The organism is Mycolicibacterium stellerae (assembly GCF_003719305.1).
GTDB lineage: Bacteria > Actinomycetota > Actinomycetes > Mycobacteriales > Mycobacteriaceae > Mycobacterium > Mycobacterium stellerae.
This window is the reverse complement of sequence record NZ_RARC01000034.1, coordinates 17972-36094: the sequence shown is the minus strand read 5'-3', so window position 1 is coordinate 36094 and position 18123 is coordinate 17972. Positions and strand designations below refer to the sequence as shown.

The window sequence follows — 18123 nt, the reverse complement described above, 5'->3', positions numbered from 1 at the left end:
TCAACGCGCTAGGTCGCCAACCAGGCCAATTCTCGGGGCAACTTCGCACGCCACGCGTCGACGTCGTGCCCGCCGATGAACGACACCCCGGACGGGGGCCTGCGCAGCGACGCGACGAACTGTTTGGTGGCGTCGTAGAACCGGTCCTCGGCTCCGCAGTCGATGCGCAACGGAATCTCGGAGAGCGCCGGGGTGCCGTATATCGAATACGCGAACCAATCCGCCGGACCGTCGAACGCGCCCTCTTGTAGCGCCAAGCTGTAGTCGGTGAACAGCGCGGGCGCGACCGCGCAGATCGCGGCCGTCCGCCTGGGCCCGAGGGCACCTCCGAGCAGTAACGAGCCGTAGCCGCCCATCGACCATCCGATGAAGCTCACCCGGGATATGTCAAGCCCCTGCGAAGGCAGCATCGGAAGCAGTTCGTTGAGCACCATCGCCCCGGAGTCCTCACCGGTGATCCGCCTGTGCCACCAACCGTTTCCGCCGTCGACGGCGACAACCGCGAACGGCGGATAACCCGCCCTGGCCAGCTGCGCGAGCCCCGCTTCGACGCCCATGCCCATCACGCCGTCCGCGGTCATGTCGCGACCGTGCAGCGCGATCACCGGGCGTAACCGCCCGTACTGACCGGGTGGTCGGGCGATCGCCCAATTCGTCTCGACGCCGCCGCGTGCTCTTGACACGAACGAGCCGGTTGAATACGTCGGCAACGTCTTGGCCGACGACGGCGACGGTTTGTCTCCCGGCGCGCCCGACGCCGTCGCGATGCCCAACTGCCACAAGGGGTCCAATGCGCACGCACCGGCGAGTCCCGCGCCCAGCCGCAAGACCGTGCGGCGCGTCAACCCGTGCATTGTCGTCAGGCGAAGGCGAGCCAGCTCGGCAGCGCGCGCTCACGCGAATCGCAGAGGACCTGCTGGGTATCGCAGCTGCCCTTGGGAACACCGGCGCCGCTCCACATGCCTCCGGTGTCACGGCGCAGCACGATGGCCGACGAGCCACCGCCGTCGAGCAGCACAGCGGTGTCGGAGCCGAGCCCGCGGAACAGGTCCTGAATCTGATCCGGTGTATAGCTTCCGCCCTGGAAGACGTACAGCTGATCGCTTGTGCGGTTGTAGGCGATCGCCGTTCGTGCTGCGCTCGGTCCGCCGTCGTTGAGTTGGCCGGTGTCGCCCGGCGCGAGCAGGCCGATACCCGCGACCGCTACGAAGCGCGCGTTCTGGTCGAGCAGCTTCTGGATCACCGGTGACGCGGAGTCATAGTCGTTGGGGCCGTTGGGCATAACGACGTAGGGCTGTCCGCCGACCGGCAGGATCATGGTGGCAAGCGACGACCAATGTTCATTGCCGCCCGACAATCCCTGCTTGCCCGCGTAGGCGACAGTGCCCGTGACGGCCGCGTTGGCCCGGCCCTGCCCGCGGGTGTTGTCGACGTAGGCGCCGAGGGGCGAACTGCATTTGGTGTCGCGCCACGACCCGCCCTTCTGGCCGCGCACGTCGAAGAAGTTGGCGTTGATCGCGATCGTCGGCTGGCCGAGCGCCTGCCACGCCTGAAGCGGCGCATAGATTTCGGACGCCTGCCACAGCCCCTCACCGGTGCGCGCCCCGCCATCGCGTTCGCACCGAGCCTGGGAGCCCTGGTGGCTGTCGACCAACAGCCGTGGCTGAATTCTGCCTGCGGCGTTCTTGATCGTCATCAAGTGTCCGCCGTTGTTCATCTCGTACCAGCCGCCGCCTGCGTTCAGCAGGGGTGCCGGGTGGCCGTCGCCGAAGTTGTAGACGAGATAGGAGCCCCTGGTGTTGGCGATCGCGCCCGCGAGCAACGTACGCCCGTCAGCCCTGGCAACCGGCGCAGCCGTCGCCGCCAGCGCAGCGCACAGCACCAACGCAGCGGCGTACGCCGCGAAGCGCCGGCAGATGTCGGCTGGTGTCGGCACGGTTGCCTCTCTAGCAAAAGTCCAGGTAACGAGACAACTCTAATCACACCAACCTCACAGTCAACTTCAGTAACAGCGCCGTCACGATTGCGTATCGGCCTGACGCGGGGTGGATTCCACCGCGGAGTGGGTAACCCCGACGGGGGCGGGACTCAATCTAAGGAGCAGACATGATCGGAACGATTCTCAGCGCATTGGTGGTGGGCTTGATCGTCGGCGCGCTCGCGCGCCTCATCATGCCGGGCAAGCAGAACATCGGCGTGATCATGACCGTGGCACTCGGCGCACTCGGCTCGTTCATCGGGGCCTGGCTGACCTACCAGCTCGGCTACAACAACGCCAACGGCGGATGGCAGATCATCCCGTTTCTCGTCGGGATCATCGTGGCGATCGTGCTGATCGCGATCTACATCGGCATCACCGGGCGCCGCGGCACCAAGACACCGACGGTCCGTTAACGACCCGGCGGGGCGAGTCGATAGATGGCGTCTGCGTAGTCGTCACTGATGTAGACCGCCCCGTCCGGTCCGACCACCGCCGCGACCGGTCGGCCCCATCGCGATCCGTCGTCGGCCTGGAAACCGCCGACGAGAGTCTGCTGATCACCGAGAGTGCCGTCGCGCCAAGGGAAGAAGGACACCTCGGGTGCGCGCGGAGGTTGCCTGTTCCACGAGCCGTGCACGCCGACCAGCGCGCCGGCCGCATAGGGCTGCGGCAGCACGCCCGTGGTGAACGCGAGCCCGAGCGGCGCCGAATGCGCGCCGAAACTCTGCTCGACGGGCGGCAGCGCAGCGCAGTCCATGCGGGACCCGTCTTCGTTCGTCGACATATCGCGGATGAACGGCAAGTCGGCCGGGCCGCCGTCGGGATTGCAGTAGGGCCAACCCAATTCGCGGTTCGGGGTCAGTCGCGCCAACGCCTCCGGCGGATGTTCGTTGACGTACTGGGTGTCGACGTTGCCGTCCGGATCGGGCGCGTTGTCGCGGTTGTTCACCGCCGTCCACAGCGAACCGTCGGGTGCGACGGCGAGGCCGGTTCCGTTGCGGACTCCCGTCGCGAACGGTTCGGCTGGACCACCGCCAGGCGGTATCCGCATGACCGTCGCTCGCGGGGGATCGGCGTCGCGGTCCTCGGCCGAGATGTTGCCGGTCGAACCGATCGAGAAGTACACCGCGCCGTCAGGCCCAACGGCGACGCTCTTGAGCGCATGAGCGTAGGCGCCGTTCAGTTCCGGGCTGCGCGCGTCGGGAAGATCGGCGGCGACGGTCCGCGGGTTGGTCGCCGCGCCGTTGACGTAGTCGTACGCATCGATCTGGTCGCTCTCGGCGATGTACAACACCGAACCCGCGAACGCCATCCCGTGCGGCTGGTCGAGACCGTCCAACAACGTCGACTGTTCCGGCGCCGCACCGGCTTTCGGCGTCAGCTTCAGGATCTGTCCGCTGGCGGGCGCCGAGACCAGCAGCGCGCCGTCCGGTGTCCACGTCTCAAGGCGCGCCTTCGGGATCCTGGCCCACACCGAGATCGTCCAGCCGTCGGGAATCAGCGCCTGCCGCGGCTCGTCGAACGGCGACTGGGTGAGGTCGCCGGGAACGTCGACCGACGCGGACACCAGATTCGCCGACCCTGGCGCCGCGGGCGATGTCGGTGACGCGGGTGCGGATGACTGCTGGGAAGGTGACTCCGACGAACACCCAGTCAGCACGGAAACGCCGACGACGGCCCCGACGAGGAGCGCGTTACGAGGCGGCCAGATCCGCATGCATCTCCCAGACGAGGATCTCGCTCGGCGCACTCGCGGTCACCCGCTGACCACCCGCGTCTGCGAACCGGGCAGCGTCGCCCTCACGCAGCGTTCCGGCGCCCTCGAGCGTCACGTCGCCGCGGGGCACGAACAGGTGCAGGAACGGCGCGTCCGGCAAGGCGACGGTGTCTCCTGGCTGCAGGCGCGCACCGTGCAGCGCCGCATTCTTGTTGTGAATGCTGATGGCCGCATCGTCGTGTAAGCCCGACGCAATAGTCACCAGCCCGCCGGCGAGTGCTCCGTCGTCGATCTCGGCCTGCTGGTATCCGGGCTGCCCGCCCGCTTCGTCGGGAACCACCCACATCTGCACGAAATGCACACGCTCGCTGACAGATCCGTTCTTCTCCGAGTGCCGAATTCCCGTCCCCGCCGACATCCGCTGCGCAAGGCCGGGGTAGATGACGCCGGTGTTTCCCATCGAATCGCGGTGCTCCAACGCGCCCTGCAGCACCCAGGTGACGATCTCCATGTCGCGGTGCGGATGGGTGTCGAACCCGGCACCCGGCGCGACGACGTCGTCGTTGTTGACGAGCAGGAGTCCGTGGTGGGTGTTCGCCGGGTCGTAATAGCCGGCGAAGGAGAACGAATGCTTGGAGTCGAGCCATTCCGTCGTGCTCGTGCCGCGGTCGGAGGCGCGGCGAATGTCGACAGACGTCACCCACCCCAGGGTAGCGAGCCGCTTTCGAGTGGCACTCGGTGAGCCGGGGCCTGTGGACAATCGCCCCCGGGCCGGCCGAATCTGTCCTTCACGCGCACGACGATGTCGCCATGAGGACATGTCCGTTCGTCGGGACGGAAGCAATAGCCAGCGGCGCTGTCAGCCCACGCACGTTGAAGAGCGGCTACGAGCGTGTTTACCGCAACGTGTACGCGCCGAAAGGTCATCTGCTCACGCCGGCCGACAAAGCCGTCGCGGCATGGATGTGGTCGGGGCGGCAGGCCACGGTGGCGGGCCTCTCAGCGGCAGCGTTGCACGGTACGCAATGGATCGACGCGAAGAGGCCGGCAGAGGTGTACCGCAAGAACGGCAAGCCGGTCGCGGGCATCCTCATCCATCGAGACGAATTGTTCGACGACGAACACCAGGTGATCAGCGGTATCGCAGTGACAACGCCGCCTCGCACCGCCTTCGACCTCGGACGTCGGCGCGGGCGAACGATGGCCGTCGTGTACTCCGACGCGCTCGCGAACGCCACCGGGTTGATGCCCGCCGCTGTTCATCCGCTCCTCGGCAGGCATCCGGGCGTCCGCGGGCTGCGGCAGCTTCGCAACGTTCTCGAGTTGATGGATGGCGGTGCCGAGTCACCGCAAGAAACGAGGACACGGTTGGTTCTCATCGATGCCTGCCTGCCGAAGCCGGAGACTCAGATCCGGGTCGGCAGGTGGCGCATCGATATGGGCTATCGAGAATTCAAAGTCGGCGTCGAGTACGACGGCGAGCAGCACTGGACGGACCCGCGTCGTCGCAATCACGACATCGACCGCCACGTCGACCTCGCGGCGCGAGGCTGGATCATCATCAGGGTCAGCGCAGACATGCTGCGGTTCCGTCGGCACGTCATCGTCGAGCGAACCTGCGCAGCACTGCTGGCAGCCGGTGCCGAATGGCCAGTTATCGCGCGGATATTGGGCGAAAGCGCGGCATAAGTGGCCACTCGCGCAGCTAGAGAGAGGTGGGCAGGCCGAAGCTCGCGAACAGTCCGTCGCCCGCGTGGAAAGCCACCACGTGCGAGATGCCGCCCTTGCGCACCTGAAGGACGTGCAGCTGGAACTCCTCGTGCAGACCCGTGTCGCGGTTGAGCATGTAGAGCGCCGCGGCGGGTTGGTCGTTCGCGGTGATCGGGATGAAACGCATGTCGCCGGGCCCCTCGGCAGGGCAGTGCGCCTTCGACAGCGCGACGATGTTCGCCGGACCCTGATACCAGCCGTCGAACGGCGGCATCTCGAAGATTGCGTCCTCGGTGAACAGCGCGACCAGCTTGTCCATGTCGTAGTCCTCGAACGCCGCGATGTAGCGCGCGAGCTTGTCCTTGGCCTCGGGCGATTCCGGAACGGCGACCTCGCCGTCCTGTGCGGGTTGGGCGGCGTCGAGCTGTGCCCGCGCGCGCTGCAGCAGGCTGTTCACCGCGGCCGTCGATGCGCCGATGGCTTCACCGACCTCGGCGGCCTTCCACTGCAACACCTCGCGGAGGATGAGCACCGCTCGCTGTCGGGCCGACAGGTGCTGGATGGCCGCCACGAACGCCAGCCGCACCGATTCGCGGGACTCGACGATCACCGACGGGTCGGCCGGGTCCTCTTTCGGCGAATCTGGCAGCGGCTCCAGCCAGGTGATCTCGCGGTGCTCGGCGATGTCGCCGGTCGGGTCCGACGCGGGCTGGCCGAGACCGGATGGCAACGGCCGACGCTGCCTACCCTCCAGCGCGGTGAGGCTGGTATTCGTCGCGATGCGGTACAGCCAGGTCCGCACCGACGACTTGCCCTCGAACCCCTTGTAGGACTTCCAGGCGCGCAGGTAGGTGTCCTGGACCAGGTCCTCGGCGTCGTGGACGGAGCCGGTCATCCGGTAGCAGTGCGCGAGAAGCTCCCGCCGATACCGCTGGGCATCGGCAAGAAACGCATCTGCGGCGGCTGTTTCGTCAGCAGGGTCCAGGCTTTCGGCGAGCACGCTCACGTCGTCGAGCTTACGCAGGGCACCGACAACTGCCACCGACCGATTTCAGCCGCGTTGGTTAGTCTGCGCTGATGGCCAGTAGCCGATCCGAACGGTCCTTCGATGGCGTCGGCGGGGTCCGCATCGTCTACGACGTGTGGGAGCCCGACGACGAGGACCCTCGCGGTGTGGTCGTGCTTTGCCACGGCTACGCCGAGCATGCCCGTCGTTACGACCACGTCGCCAAGCGCTTCGGCGAGTCCGGCTTCGCCGTCTACGCCCTTGATCAGCGCGGGCACGGCCGCTCCGGCGGCAAGCGGGTCTTCCTGCGCGACATCTCCGAGTACACCGACGACTTCCACACTCTGGTCGGCATCGCGGCGGCCGAGTATCCGGAGCTCAAACTCGTAGTGCTTGGCCACAGCATGGGCGGCGGCGTCGTGTTCACCTACGGCGTCGAGCACCCCGACGACTACGCCGCGATGGTGCTGTCGGGTCCCGCGGTCGACGCCCAGGACGGGGTGTCACCGGTGATGGTGTTCGTCGCGAAGGCGCTGGGAAAGCTGCTGCCCGGCCTGCCCGTCGAGCAGCTGCCCACCGACGCGGTATCCCGCGACCCCGACGTGGTCGCCGCCTACAACGCCGACCCGATGGTGCACCACGGCAAGCTGCCTGCGGGCATCGCGCGGGCGCTCATCGGCGTCGGCGAAACCATGCCGCAGCGCGCACCCGCGCTGACGGCGCCGCTTCTGGTCGTGCACGGCGGGCAGGACAAGCTGATCCCCGTGCAAGGCAGCAGGCACCTGATGGAGTGCGTCGGTTCGCAGGACGCGACCCTCAAGGTCTACCCCGAGCTCTACCACGAGGTGTTCAACGAACCAGAACGCGCCGAGGTGCTCGACGACGTCGCATCGTGGATCGAGGCGAGAGTTTGAAAGCGCTTGTCGCCCTGACTCTTTCCCTGATGCTGCTGCTGTCGGCCGGTTGCTCGTCGGGTGAGAAGAAGCAGCAGTGGGTCGAGGACGAGGTCAGCTTCACCGCCGACGGTCTCACCATCTACGGCACCTACCGCCATCAGAAGGACGCGGCGCCTGGTCCCGCGGCGCTGTTGATCTCCGAGAGCGGCAACACCGATCGCAACGGCGACAACATCGTCGTCGGGAAGATCGGCAATATGCGCCAGCTCGCCGAGCTGCTGTCCGACCGCGGCGAAGCGAGCCTGCGATACGACAAGGTCGGCACCGGCAAGACCGGCCTCGGGCCGTATGCGCAGCGGCCCACCGATGTCGGCAGCGCCGTCTACACCAGCGGCGCGAAGGCCGCGGCCCGGTTCCTTGCCGAGCAGCCGGGCACCGACAAGGACCGCGTCTCGGTGTACGCGCTGGGGGAGGGCACCGTGCATGCGATGGCGCTGGCGTCGGACACCTCGCCGGACGCGCCGAAAATCCACTCGTTGGGTCTGCTGCAGCCGCTGTCGGGTCGGTACCTCGACATCATCACCAACCGGGTGCGCTCCGACGCCAGCCCCGAGACGCTGAACACCTGGCTGGCCGCCGTCGACGAGGTCCGCACCAAGGGCACCGTGCCCGCCAACCTCCCCGAGGGGCTCGGCGCCATCCTCAACCCCGGCAATGCGAAGGCCATCGAGGAGGCCGACAAGATCGACCCGGTGGCGCTGGCGGCCAAGGTCCCCGCGGGTACACCCGTGCTGTTGACGTGCTCGGACACCGACCGGCAGGCGCTGTGCAACACCATGAAGCCGCTCATCGACGCGTTGGCGCACACCGCGTTGACGGTCGTCGAACTCAAGGGCGTCAACCACGTGCTGCGCGACGACCCGACCGACAGCATCGCCAACCTCGCAAAGGACGCCCCGATTTCTCCACAGCTGGTGACCGCGCTCGACGGGTTTGTCGGGAAGTAGTTTTAGTCTGTTGAGCGATGACTGACGACAGGATGCTGGCCCGCATCGCCGCGCTGCTGCGCCAGGCCGAGGGCACCGACAACGAGCACGAGGCGGAGGCGTTCATGGCCGCCGCGCAGCGGTTGGCCACCGCGACGTCGATCGATCTCGCGGTCGCGCGGTCGCATGCCGACCAACGCACCAAGGCTCAGACGCCCGTGCAGCGCACGATCACCATCGGCAATGCGGGCGCGCGCGGGCTGCGCACCTATGTGCAGCTGTTCGTGCTGATCGCCAACGCCAACGACGTCAAGTGCGACATCGCATCGAACTCGACGTTCGTCTACGCCTACGGGTTCGCCGAGGACATCGACTCCAGCCACGCGCTCTACGCCAGCCTGGTGATGCAGATGGTGCGGGCGTCGGAGGCCTACATCGGCTCGGGCAAGCACAAACCGACCCCGACCATCACGGCGCGTATCAACTTCCAGCTGGCGTTCGGCGCCCGCATCGGGAAGCGGTTGGCCGAGGCGCGCGAACAGGCGCTACGGGAAGCGACCAGGGATAGAAAGCGCCGCCCTGGCACCGCAATCGCGTTGCGGGACAAGGACCTCGAGCTGAAGGACTTCTACCGCGAGACATCCCAGGCGCGTGGCAGCTGGCGGGCCACAAGCGCAACGGCGGGCTACTCGTCGTCGGCGCGGCGGGCCGGTGACCGCGCGGGTCGGCGTGCGCGGCTCGGCAGCGGCCAGAAGATCAGCGGCGCACGCTCCGCGCTGAACCGGTGACCGCACGCGACACCCAGCGCGCCAAGGTCTACGCCGCCGAAGAGTTCGTCCGGACGTTGTTCGACCGCGCCGGCGAGCACGGCAACCGCACCGTCGCGTTCTTCGGCACCAACCTCACGCTGCCACCGGAAGCGCGGTTCGCGTCGGTGGATACCGTGCAGCGCTACGTTGACGACGTGCTCGCGCTGCAGTCCGTCCGCGAGCGGTGGCCCGGCGCAGCCCCGCTGACTGTGCGGCCGCGCCGCGGGCTCACCGCTGCGCACTACGAACGTGACGACGACGGGGCGGTGATCGCGGTGCCCGAGCGACGGACGAACTGGGCGCTTCGCGAGCTCGTGGTGTTCTTTGGACACTTCACGGCTGTGTACAGCACCATACCGGCCAAAGGCTAGTTGGTGATCCCTTCGCGACGAAAGATTTCTGCGCTGGCGCACCCACGCGCCGAGGTGACGGTCGGCGATGGATCCGTTGGCACCGGGTAGGAGAGTGCGGTCACTGCGACGGGCGGGTGAGGGCCTCGCGCAGCAGGCTCAGCGCCAGGGCGGTTGCGGTGAGGCCCTGGCCGATGTCGCGGGTGATGTAGCCGTAGCCGGTTCCGGTGGCAACGGCCGCTGCCGCGCGCACGATGCCGCTGGCACGATCCGCCGCGAGGACGGATCCGGTCGCGACTACACGATCCCGCAGGGGACCCCCATCGCACCCAAGCACTTTTGCATCCCCACCGAATTGTTCACCGCTGGATGGCATCTGGTGCTTACCCCCAACGAGCTGGTGACGTTTCTGGCGCTGTCCCACGTGGCCGATCTGCGGCTCCGGCACGACGGCAGCACCATCATGTTTCTGGCCGAACAGTTCCGCTACAGCTTGCTCGGACTCACCGATGAGGCCTACGTCTCTATCCACGAACTGGCCGAATTCTGCGGACTGATCGAAGTGACCGACCCCATACCCAACCGCAAACGCGGCCGCATCCAGCTGGGCGAAACCGGAGGTAAACCGCCTGAGCCTTACAATATTTCGGTCCCCATGTTCAGCGGCAAGCTGTCCACCGACGCACTGTTCGATCTCTCGAAGTTCAACACGCCGGCGATCGACTGCGTCATGTTCAACTGGGGTTTCGAAGCGCCTCGGTTTAAGTGACAGCTGTGGGCCGGGATTTGCCGCGCTGAGGCGCATGATCGCCATCGATGATCGGCGTTGCAGCCGAACACCAGCCCGCGCCAGGTGTTGACGCCTAGGATTCAACCCAGCACGACAGGTCCTCCCCGACGCAACGGAGGATAACAACCGAGAGAAGAGGATATGTCGGCGAAGTCCGGGTTGCACCGCTTCTGGCAGGAGTTCAACGACCTAGATGGCGACACCGAGTACTTCGTCACAGCGCGGCTCTTCGACGGCACGCCTGCCATCTGGCCAAACGCTGTCGATTATTTGAGGTGGCGGCATGAGGTCGCCAAGCGCCTAGGTGTCGACCCTGCCGCGGTGCAGCTTGTTGGTAGTGCCAGGTTGGGATATTCCCTGAACCCAGACAAGAACTTCAAGACTTTCGACGCCGAGTCTGACCTCGATATTGCGATTATCTCGCCCGAAATATTCGAATTGACATGGGTTGAAATTCGAAGCTTCATAGGGTCACGCCGGGATTTGCATGGAAAGAAGACGTATCTTCGAAAGCTGGTATTCGAAGAGTGTATTGCCCTAGATATCGTATTACCTCACCTCACTTATGGTGAACAATGGTCATACCACCGCGACGAGATAGTGTCATTATTGGGCGGCGAATTGATAGATCGCGAGATTAAATATCGGCTCTACCGTAGTCATCGCGCGCTTCGGGAGTATCAGCTCAAAGGCGTATCAACCGCGCGTGATCGAGCAATCGAAGAGGGTCTCCAACATGTCGGGTAATACTCTGAAGTTTGAAATCGAGTCCAAGACCGTTGCTGAGTTCCGTGCCATGAATGCATCCGGAGAGCTCATTCTCCGCCCGGAATATCAACGACAGGTTGTGTGGCCAGAACGCGCGAAAGTCTCCCTAATGGAGACTATTTTGCTGGGCTTCCCGATTCCGGAAATCTATCTTTCGTACGAAACCACGGCCGAGGGGGAGCAAACAGTTTCGGTCGTTGACGGGCAACAACGCTTGACCGCATTACTAGACTTCCTCGACAACAAATATGCACTTGACGAGCTGGAGGATAAAGATCTACGCGAGAACTTTGAGGGCGCGCTATTTCGCGAGCTACCAGACGATGTTCGCAAAGAATTTTTCCAGTACAGATTTCCGATACGGCGGCTGTCCAACCTAGACGACGAGTTCGTGCGGGCTGTTTTTGCGCGTGTAAACCGCGTCAATATGGTGCTCACTGCGCAAGAGTTGCGGAACGCGCTCTTACCAGGACCGTTCAACGACTTCCTGCGAGATTGCGCAACGCACGATCTGAATACCTCGTCGGGGGTATTTAGCGGCGAACGCCGTAAGAGAGGTGGAGATCTCGAGTTCTACGCCGAAATATTCGGAACCTGCTTATTCGGAGTATCAAACAAGAAGTCAGAACTCGATGAACGTTACGACAAAATTTCCCGCAGCTTTGACGACTACCACCCTCGCTCCCTAGAGTTCCTAGCCCTTCTCACTATCCTGGAACGTACTGTTAAATGGCAGGGCCAGACGCGGTGGTCCAATATCGTGGACCTCTTCACGCTGTTACACGTCTCTTGGAGCTTGCGCGAGCCCCTTTTCGGAGCCTCGGTCGAGAAGCTTCTTGTCTGTCGCTCGGCCCTTGATTTGTTCCAACGGGCCGTTTCGTCATTCAAGAGGGACGAAGGTTCCGGTCAAACCGAGGAACTAACGAAATCACTTGCCGACTTACTTAAGCTGGAAAAATCGCAGACTCATTCGATTGTTAGCGCGTACAACTCCGGAATAAGAAATTCGTCCGACCTCGGATCGCGGCGAGTCCGGTCTCGTGAACTATCTGTGGTCCTCAACACGGCCCTGAATCTTGAGCCCGCGGAAGAGGCCGAGTCGCCTACGCCCGGTTCTTCCGCCCCGACATAGCAAATGTCGGATTCCAAGCTCAAGGCGGCGACGCTGCCGCACGTGACATGCCGTGGCCGGAAACCGGGTCCGCGGCAACCCGGATGCCCGTGCGCTTCTTCCCAGCCCCTGTGGGTCGGCGATCAGCACGCGGGCAGGGCCAAGGGCGCGACAACGGCGGCACCCTGACCCCACCCGGCGGGGTGTCGGTGATCGTCGTCGAGTTCACCGCGGTCGACAACATCTTCCACGCCGGCAACCGGGGGCCAGTTAACCCCTGACTACGACCGTGACGTGTATGGGTTCAGGACATCTTTGACCGTTCGTCATCAGGACATAGTTGACCGGCAATCTGTGGCTGTGACGGTTTCGCGGTGCCGAAACAAGAGCTCCCTGAGTCAGATTCCGATTTCGCAACGCGCGTCACTGTTGAGACCCGACTGCGTGCAGTCACCGAAGTCAACGACGGCGCACCCGTCGGTGAGGTCGCCGAACGCTTCGGCGTCTCGCGGCAGACGATCACGGCGTGGCGCAAACGCTACGAGGCTGGCGGCCTGGACGCGCTAGTTGATCAGTCCCGTCGCCCGCATTCCAGCCCCGGCCGGATCGCTCCTGATGCCGAAGCGTTGATCTGCGAAGTGCGCCGACACCACCGACGGTGGGGTGCCAGACGAATCGCCTACGAAATGACGCGTGAAATTGGCAACCAGGCTCCGTCACGATCCACGACCCACCGCGTTCTGGTGCGCAACGGATTGGTGAATAGCCAAGAGCAGCAGCACAAACGAGTGTACAAGCGGTGGGCACGGGAAACGCCGATGCACTTGTGGCAGCTCGACATCGTCGGCGGCGTGTTCCTAGTCAGTGGGCGCGAACACAAGGTACTCACGGCCATCGACGACCACTCGCGGTTCGTCGTGGCGGCCACCGTGCTGTTGCTGCCGTCAGGTCCAGCGGTGTGCGACGCGTTCCTCGCCGCGATCGCCCGATGGGGTGCACCGTTTGAGGTGCTCACCGATAACGGAAAACAGTTCACCGGCAAGTTCACCAGGCCGCTACCGGTCGAGGCCCTCTTCGAGCGGATCTGCCGCGAACACGGCATCACAGCCCGGTTGACCAAGCGCCGCTCACCAACGACCACCGGCAAGATCGAGCGGTTCCATCGCACGTTGCGACGTGAATTGCTCGATGAGACAGGAGCATTCGAATCGATTAAGGCCGCCCAAGCAGCGATCGACGAATGGGTACACGCCTACAACACGGTGCGACCCCACCAATCGCTGGACATGGCCACCCCAGCAAGCCTGTTCCGCAGCCAAGCCACCCAACCCGACCCGCCCTCGGCTGCTGCCTCCGCCGGCCCCGACGAGGACTTCAGCTCCCCACCGCTGACGGCGCCACCGGCCGTCAACACAGCCCCCCTGCCGATTGAAATGGACGCGCGCGTGCCACCGTCGGGTGTGGTCGTCATCGCAGGCCTGCAGCAGATCTGGGTCGGCAAGAACTATGCGGGGCTGACGGTGACATTGTGGATTCACCTGACCTGCATCCACATCCTGCTCGCCGAGGATGTCATCAAGACTGTCCCGTCCCGGGTGACAACCGCCGACCTTCAACGCCTGTCCCTGCGAGGAGTCCGAATCGGACGATCCGACCCTGCGGGCACCGCGCCCATCGTCGTCGGCGCGAGCAGACGCCCGACACCAATCGAGCTAGAGCGCACCGCCAACCGCGACGGCATCGTCGTCGTCCGCGGCCAAGAACTGGCGCTGGGCACTGCCACCGCCGGGACCAGAGTCACGCTGCGATTCGACGCAGGCCTCATTCACGCCACCGCCGGCAACATGCTACTCAAGACACTGTCAAATCCGTTCTCCTGGGACGAGATTCGACTGATACGGGGAGCCCGTCCCGCGACGTCGGCACTTCCCGCACCACCGCCAGCTGGGCCGCAAAGTGTGCAACGTCGAGTCCCCAAAGACGGTGTCGTGATGGTCGCCGGGCAGCGACTGCGAGTCGGACGGACCCATGCCGGGACCATCGTCACCGTCGTGGTCGAAGATCACCACTTCCGAGTGCTCGATGGCATCGCCGAGCTTTCACTGCACGGCCGAACATCGACCAAACCCATCCGCAACTTCAATGCCACCCGCCACCAACAACGGTAACCATGTCCCGGTAACAAAGCGTCAATCATGTCCCGAGACCACACATGTCAACCGCCGTTAGCGGATAGGTGCAGCTCGACGGTGAGGCCGCGGCGGTATTCGTGACCGCCTCCGCGACCGAGGGCATCGAGACCCAACGTGATCTGCTCGGCGAGCACATCACCGTGCAGGTGCTCCCGGACTGAGGCGGCCGATCCGGGCGCGCCATGACAGCCAAGATCATTGAGGACATCCGAATCCACGACTGACCGTCGACTGTCCCGGCGCGCCGACCCGATCCATGCCGCACTTTAGGCACATAAAGTGCGGTATAGGTCGGTGAGGTGGCGTTTTTCCAAGCAACGTGCGGCAGGGACGTGGCCGGGCGTACGGGACGTGAGACTCGACCGTGGGTCCGCTCGGGGGCCAAGTCATGGCGGGCGGTGATGGTGAGGTGGTACGGGTCGGGGCGGCCGGTGATGAGCCAGTGGGCGTCGACGTCGAGGACCTCGGCGAGCTGGACGATTTCGACGGACTCGACAGCGATTGCCCGCCAGTTTTGCCCTTGGCCGAGTTTAGATCGGGTCAGTGTGGGTTTGTCCGTGGAGGGCGACGGTGTGGGTCCAGCGTTGCCCGTCCCACCACCGGTGGTGGAAGCGGGAGGTGGGATCGGGGTGCCAGCCTGGCCCGGGTAGTGGGGTGGGCTGCTGCGGGCTGGCCGTAGGTGAGGTCACGAAAATATCTTTGGGTAGGTCGGCGATTTGGTAGCCCATGTGGAGGATTTCTGAGAGTGCGTCCTGCTCTGTCAGTGAGTGCTGCTCGGTCATTGCGGCGGCGGCGAAGCTGCGGACATCGATGAATGTGCGGTCGCCGCTTGGCCCGGTTCGTTCGCTGAACACGGCTATCCACCGATAGCCGCGGTCGTACAGGTCGGCGGCGTCGGGGCCGGCCTCAGCTAGTGAGAAGACGCGGGTGGGGCAGTACTCGTCTATCGCTTCGACGTAGTACTGGTACCAGCCGCGAGGCAGGAGCTGAGGCGAGCCTGTGGCGTGCAGCTCGGACGCGCTGATGAGGCCGGCGCTATACAGCTCGCGCTTGGTTAGGTAGTCGATGTCGTCGTTTGGGCCGGCGGTGCGGGCCACCTCGGCGGAGATTTTTCGGCGCTTGGCTTCTGACTCAGTAGCTTTGCGCGCCAAGTAGTGAGGGTCGGCGGGGTCAGTCATGAGGGGATTGTCCTGTAGACGTGTGACAGGGGTCCATGTTGGCGGCGGCTCGGGACGGCGTAGCTCGCGGCTCAAGCGTCTCAGGTATTAGTGTCGGAAGGTTAGCGCGTGTTATTTGGGAGGCTGGGGGCAGGTTCGTCGGAGCCGGCCAACACCTGGGCCGTGCTGCTGAAGTTCAAGCTCATCCGTGCAGCCGCTGGTGTGCGCTGCTTGGGAACGCTGTGCCGCCAGTCGCGTTGGCACCGACCGCGCATGACGATGGCGTCACCGCCGGCTGGGGTCAGCGACGTGCTGCGGCCCCCATCCACCGGTCGAATCAGGAATCGACGCGTCGCGCCCAAGCTGACCACCGGCACGATCGCAGTCTGCGGTGTGTTGGCGGGACGGTCGGCATGCCAGCTGGTGCCGTCGCGGTGATCGCGGTACCAGTTCATCCAGATCCCGTCGTAGGGCACACCGAGCGCCTCAGACAGCGTGCCGGACAGCTCGACCAGGAAGGCCGGCGCGACAGTAAGGTCGCGGTATTCGTGGGTTAGTCGAGGTTCGTCGACTTCGCGGTTGTACATCCAGCGTCGCCGCTGCTCCCAGTTCAACGTCGTGAGTTGGTGTAGCACCTCGTCGTGCCCGATTACCAACCCGCGGACGTGCAGGATCGACGAGCCTTCGTCAAGGGTGATTACATCGGCGGAGTCGAAGGCCGTTGTGTCGATGGCGGGGGCGCGTAGATCGCGGTGTCGATCGAACAGTAGCCCTGGCTCGTCGGCGCGGAATTTCTCACTCATCTGTGTGTCAAAACAATCTGTGTCCCAGTATGTTTCAGGAAGTCTCGGCCTGGCAGCATCGAGGGTGGATGTCCTCACGACGACTGACCGTCGGTCAGCGCCGCGGCGCGGCATGCACCGGTGTTGACGAATATCTACAGCGTCTGGCGAGGGTCGCTTACGTGATCACGCTATGTGATCGATGAGGAGCGGCACTGTCGAAAAGTTAGGGTGACGATTCGCCGTGTGAGGTGTGCCGTACCAGCCAACCGGACGATGATGCGGCCATCTGGTCAGCGTGTAGGTGCGCCTGTAGGGACGCCACGGCAGGATTCGTCGTTCGACCGTGCCTCAGGTAGGGCTGAAGTGGCCACCTGTATGCAGGGGCGACATATCGACGATGTACTGGTCAGCGTGGGGGATGGCGCCGGTGACGGTCAGTTCGACGGGGGCGTGCGATCGTCGGCGCGGTGAGGTGCCAAGTGCGGCCGCTTCGCTGGCCCACCCGGTGTCGACCCATTGCGTGTATGGGACGAAGGTCGCCGCTCCGCGTCGTGCGGGGCGCCGGCGTGCGTTTCCGGTGTTGATCGGGCTCACCGAGACCTGCGCCTGGTACGTCGCGATTAGTCGTGCGGTGTCTATGGTGAGCACGATCTGCGGGCGGGTGCCGCAGGCACGGTGCTGTCGGTTCACCCGGGCGGGGTCGATCCAAAAGAAGACCCGTTCGTTGAGCATGGCGTACCACTGGGCTGCGGTGAGGTCGACAAGGCAGCCGCTGAGGGCCGCCTCGGGCAGGGGACGTTGGTCGCGGATCTCGACCCCGTCGGCCAGGGCGACGTGTCGTGGACGTTGTCGCTGCTGCAGTGCAGCGCGCTTGGCGTCGTCGCGAACGAAGCGCTGTAGGAGAAGGGTGGCGGGTAGCAACCCGTCCCGCTGAATCGATGGCCAGTTCGCCGCCTCAGCGAGGTGATACACGACTTGGGGTAGCTGCATAATTGTCTCCCTTGCGTCAACACTGCGGCGATCGCCATCGCGTGATGTCTCATCACGGCGGGGGATTGGTTGGGGTGGACCGCAACTCCAAGCCCCCGGCTATCAGGCAGCGCGGCCGGGCCCGTTCGACGGGCAACGCTAGCGCGCTTAGCGTGCCAATCGCCTCACTGAGGCCGGTATCGGATGCGGAGATTCGGATATCGGCGGCAGGAATGTCGTCGTTGTCGGGATGACGCCTGTCCAGTGGGTGGTACTCGGCGACGACGGTGGTCCAGTGCGTCGTTTGGCAATCCAGTTGTCCTGTTCGATAGCCAGTCTGAGCGTGAGGGTGGCCGCGATCTCCCGATCGGAGTGGGGTGGGCATTCAGCTGATCGTCCGGGCAGCATCTGGTCGGTGAAGGTGTCGAGTAGCGCCGCGGCGTGTGTAGCGTCGGCCATTGCACAGGTGCCGCGAACGACAGCGGACCGGTAGTTTGCGGAGTGGTCGAATGCCCGCTCGGCGACCACCAGCCCGTCGAGTATGAACGCGCTGAGGACGACCGGCGCACCGTCGGCCACGTGACGCAATGCTCCCGCACCCGTCGATCCGTGAAGCAACAGTTCGTCACCCACGCGGACCACGAAGGTCGGTACAGCCCAGGGGAGTCCTTCGATGACCGTCGACAGCGTCGCCACGAGGCTCTGGTCGAAAACCTCGTCGAGGACTTTTCGATCAGCGGCGCGATCTTTCTTGCGAGTCAGTGCGTCTAGTGCGTCGCTCACGGCGATACGACTCGATTACGCGGGTCTTCCATGGATGCATCCTTCATCAGTCGCGGCAGCTTACGTTGACCATCAGCAGATCAACCCTACGAGCAGTCCCCCAAGATTCGCCA

General features: G+C 64.7%; 19 protein-coding genes and 1 pseudogene. 11 read left to right on the top strand and 9 right to left on the bottom strand.

Annotated features, from left to right (window positions below; all coding sequences use genetic code 11):
* Positions 1–8 precede the first annotated feature (8 nt).
* Positions 9–854, bottom strand: coding sequence for an alpha/beta hydrolase (locus D6M19_RS28625; RefSeq protein ID WP_123028668.1), 846 nt, complete (start codon positions 852–854; stop codon positions 9–11).
* Positions 855–859: 5 nt separating this feature from the next.
* Entirely contained in the window at positions 860–1936 is a 1077-nt protein-coding gene (locus tag D6M19_RS28620) for a phosphodiester glycosidase family protein (protein ID WP_123028667.1), read from the bottom strand.
* 170 nt (positions 1937–2106) lie between these two features.
* Here D6M19_RS28620 and D6M19_RS28615 point away from each other — a divergent pair, with 170 nt between their 5' ends.
* A complete protein-coding gene (locus D6M19_RS28615; RefSeq protein WP_123028666.1) occupies positions 2107–2394 on the top strand; it encodes a GlsB/YeaQ/YmgE family stress response membrane protein in 288 nt (95 codons plus the stop codon).
* On the opposite strand, the gene D6M19_RS28610 is transcribed toward D6M19_RS28615, so the two are convergent.
* On the bottom strand, positions 2391–3698 hold the full coding sequence (locus D6M19_RS28610; RefSeq protein ID WP_123028665.1) for a PQQ-dependent sugar dehydrogenase: 1308 nt from the start codon (positions 3696–3698) through the stop codon (positions 2391–2393). The two genes, D6M19_RS28615 and D6M19_RS28610, sit on opposite strands and share 4 nt — an antisense overlap.
* Positions 3676–4398 carry a pirin family protein gene (locus D6M19_RS28605; RefSeq protein WP_407665418.1) on the bottom strand — a complete coding sequence of 241 codons (723 nt, stop codon included), beginning with the start codon at positions 4396–4398 and terminating at the stop codon, positions 3676–3678. Before D6M19_RS28605 ends, D6M19_RS28610 begins: the two co-directional genes overlap by 23 nt.
* A 110-nt stretch (positions 4399–4508) precedes the next feature.
* Here D6M19_RS28605 and D6M19_RS28600 point away from each other — a divergent pair, with 110 nt between their 5' ends.
* Positions 4509–5387: a DUF559 domain-containing protein gene (locus D6M19_RS28600; protein WP_123028710.1), complete on the top strand. Its 879-nt coding sequence runs from the start codon at positions 4509–4511 to the stop codon at positions 5385–5387.
* A 16-nt stretch (positions 5388–5403) separates the two neighbouring features.
* On the opposite strand, the gene D6M19_RS28595 is transcribed toward D6M19_RS28600, so the two are convergent.
* Positions 5404–6450, bottom strand: coding sequence for a sigma-70 family RNA polymerase sigma factor (locus D6M19_RS28595; RefSeq protein WP_123028663.1), 1047 nt, complete (start codon positions 6448–6450; stop codon positions 5404–5406).
* A gap of 35 nt (positions 6451–6485) precedes the next feature.
* On the opposite strand from D6M19_RS28595, the gene D6M19_RS28590 reads away from it, so the two are divergent.
* The 9 genes and pseudogenes from D6M19_RS28590 (at position 6486) to D6M19_RS28550 (ending at position 14292) form a co-directional block, all read left to right on the top strand.
* On the top strand, positions 6486–7328 hold the full coding sequence (locus tag D6M19_RS28590; protein ID WP_123028662.1) for an alpha/beta hydrolase: 843 nt from the start codon (positions 6486–6488) through the stop codon (positions 7326–7328).
* Positions 7325–8317 (top strand): alpha/beta hydrolase family protein, encoded by a 993-nt coding sequence (locus D6M19_RS28585; protein WP_123028661.1) that lies wholly within the window; start codon positions 7325–7327, stop codon positions 8315–8317. Before D6M19_RS28590 ends, D6M19_RS28585 begins: the two co-directional genes overlap by 4 nt.
* A gap of 17 nt (positions 8318–8334) precedes the next feature.
* Positions 8335–9084 carry a DUF2786 domain-containing protein gene (locus D6M19_RS28580; RefSeq protein WP_123028660.1) on the top strand — a complete coding sequence of 250 codons (750 nt, stop codon included), beginning with the start codon at positions 8335–8337 and terminating at the stop codon, positions 9082–9084.
* Positions 9081–9425, top strand: a pseudogene (locus tag D6M19_RS28575) (TIGR04338 family metallohydrolase); the annotation flags it as partial. The gene D6M19_RS28580 and the pseudogene D6M19_RS28575, both read left to right, overlap by 4 nt.
* 118 nt (positions 9426–9543) lie before the next feature.
* A complete protein-coding gene (locus D6M19_RS34595; RefSeq protein ID WP_206428666.1) occupies positions 9544–10224 on the top strand; it encodes a hypothetical protein in 681 nt (226 codons plus the stop codon).
* A 162-nt stretch (positions 10225–10386) separates the two neighbouring features.
* Positions 10387–10992 (top strand): hypothetical protein, encoded by a 606-nt coding sequence (locus tag D6M19_RS28560; protein WP_123028657.1) that lies wholly within the window; start codon positions 10387–10389, stop codon positions 10990–10992.
* Positions 10952–12145 carry a DUF262 domain-containing protein gene (locus D6M19_RS28555; protein WP_164478740.1) on the top strand — a complete coding sequence of 398 codons (1194 nt, stop codon included), beginning with the start codon at positions 10952–10954 and terminating at the stop codon, positions 12143–12145. The genes D6M19_RS28560 and D6M19_RS28555 overlap by 41 nt, the downstream gene beginning before the upstream one ends.
* Positions 12146–12192: 47 nt before the next feature.
* Positions 12193–12405, top strand: a complete 213-nt coding sequence (locus D6M19_RS34395; protein WP_164478739.1) for a hypothetical protein — start codon at positions 12193–12195, stop codon at positions 12403–12405.
* Between the two features lie 93 nt (positions 12406–12498).
* The gene (locus D6M19_RS28550) at positions 12499–14292 is read left to right on the top strand and encodes an IS481 family transposase (RefSeq protein WP_123028655.1); all 1794 of its coding nucleotides are present in this window, start codon (positions 12499–12501) and stop codon (positions 14290–14292) included.
* A gap of 554 nt (positions 14293–14846) precedes the next feature.
* Here D6M19_RS28550 and D6M19_RS34995 read toward each other — a convergent pair.
* The 4 genes from D6M19_RS34995 to D6M19_RS28530 form a co-directional block, all read right to left on the bottom strand.
* A complete protein-coding gene (locus D6M19_RS34995) occupies positions 14847–15494 on the bottom strand; it encodes a DUF2510 domain-containing protein (protein WP_234835094.1) in 648 nt (215 codons plus the stop codon).
* 101 nt (positions 15495–15595) lie between these two features.
* Positions 15596–16276, bottom strand: coding sequence for an alpha-ketoglutarate-dependent dioxygenase AlkB (locus D6M19_RS28540; RefSeq protein WP_164478738.1), 681 nt, complete (start codon positions 16274–16276; stop codon positions 15596–15598).
* Positions 16277–16606: 330 nt separating this feature from the next.
* A complete protein-coding gene (locus D6M19_RS28535; RefSeq protein ID WP_164478737.1) occupies positions 16607–17248 on the bottom strand; it encodes a DUF7002 family protein in 642 nt (213 codons plus the stop codon).
* 147 nt (positions 17249–17395) lie between these two features.
* Entirely contained in the window at positions 17396–18010 is a 615-nt protein-coding gene (locus tag D6M19_RS28530; protein ID WP_123028652.1) for a pyridoxamine 5'-phosphate oxidase family protein, read from the bottom strand.
* Positions 18011–18123 lie beyond the last annotated feature (113 nt).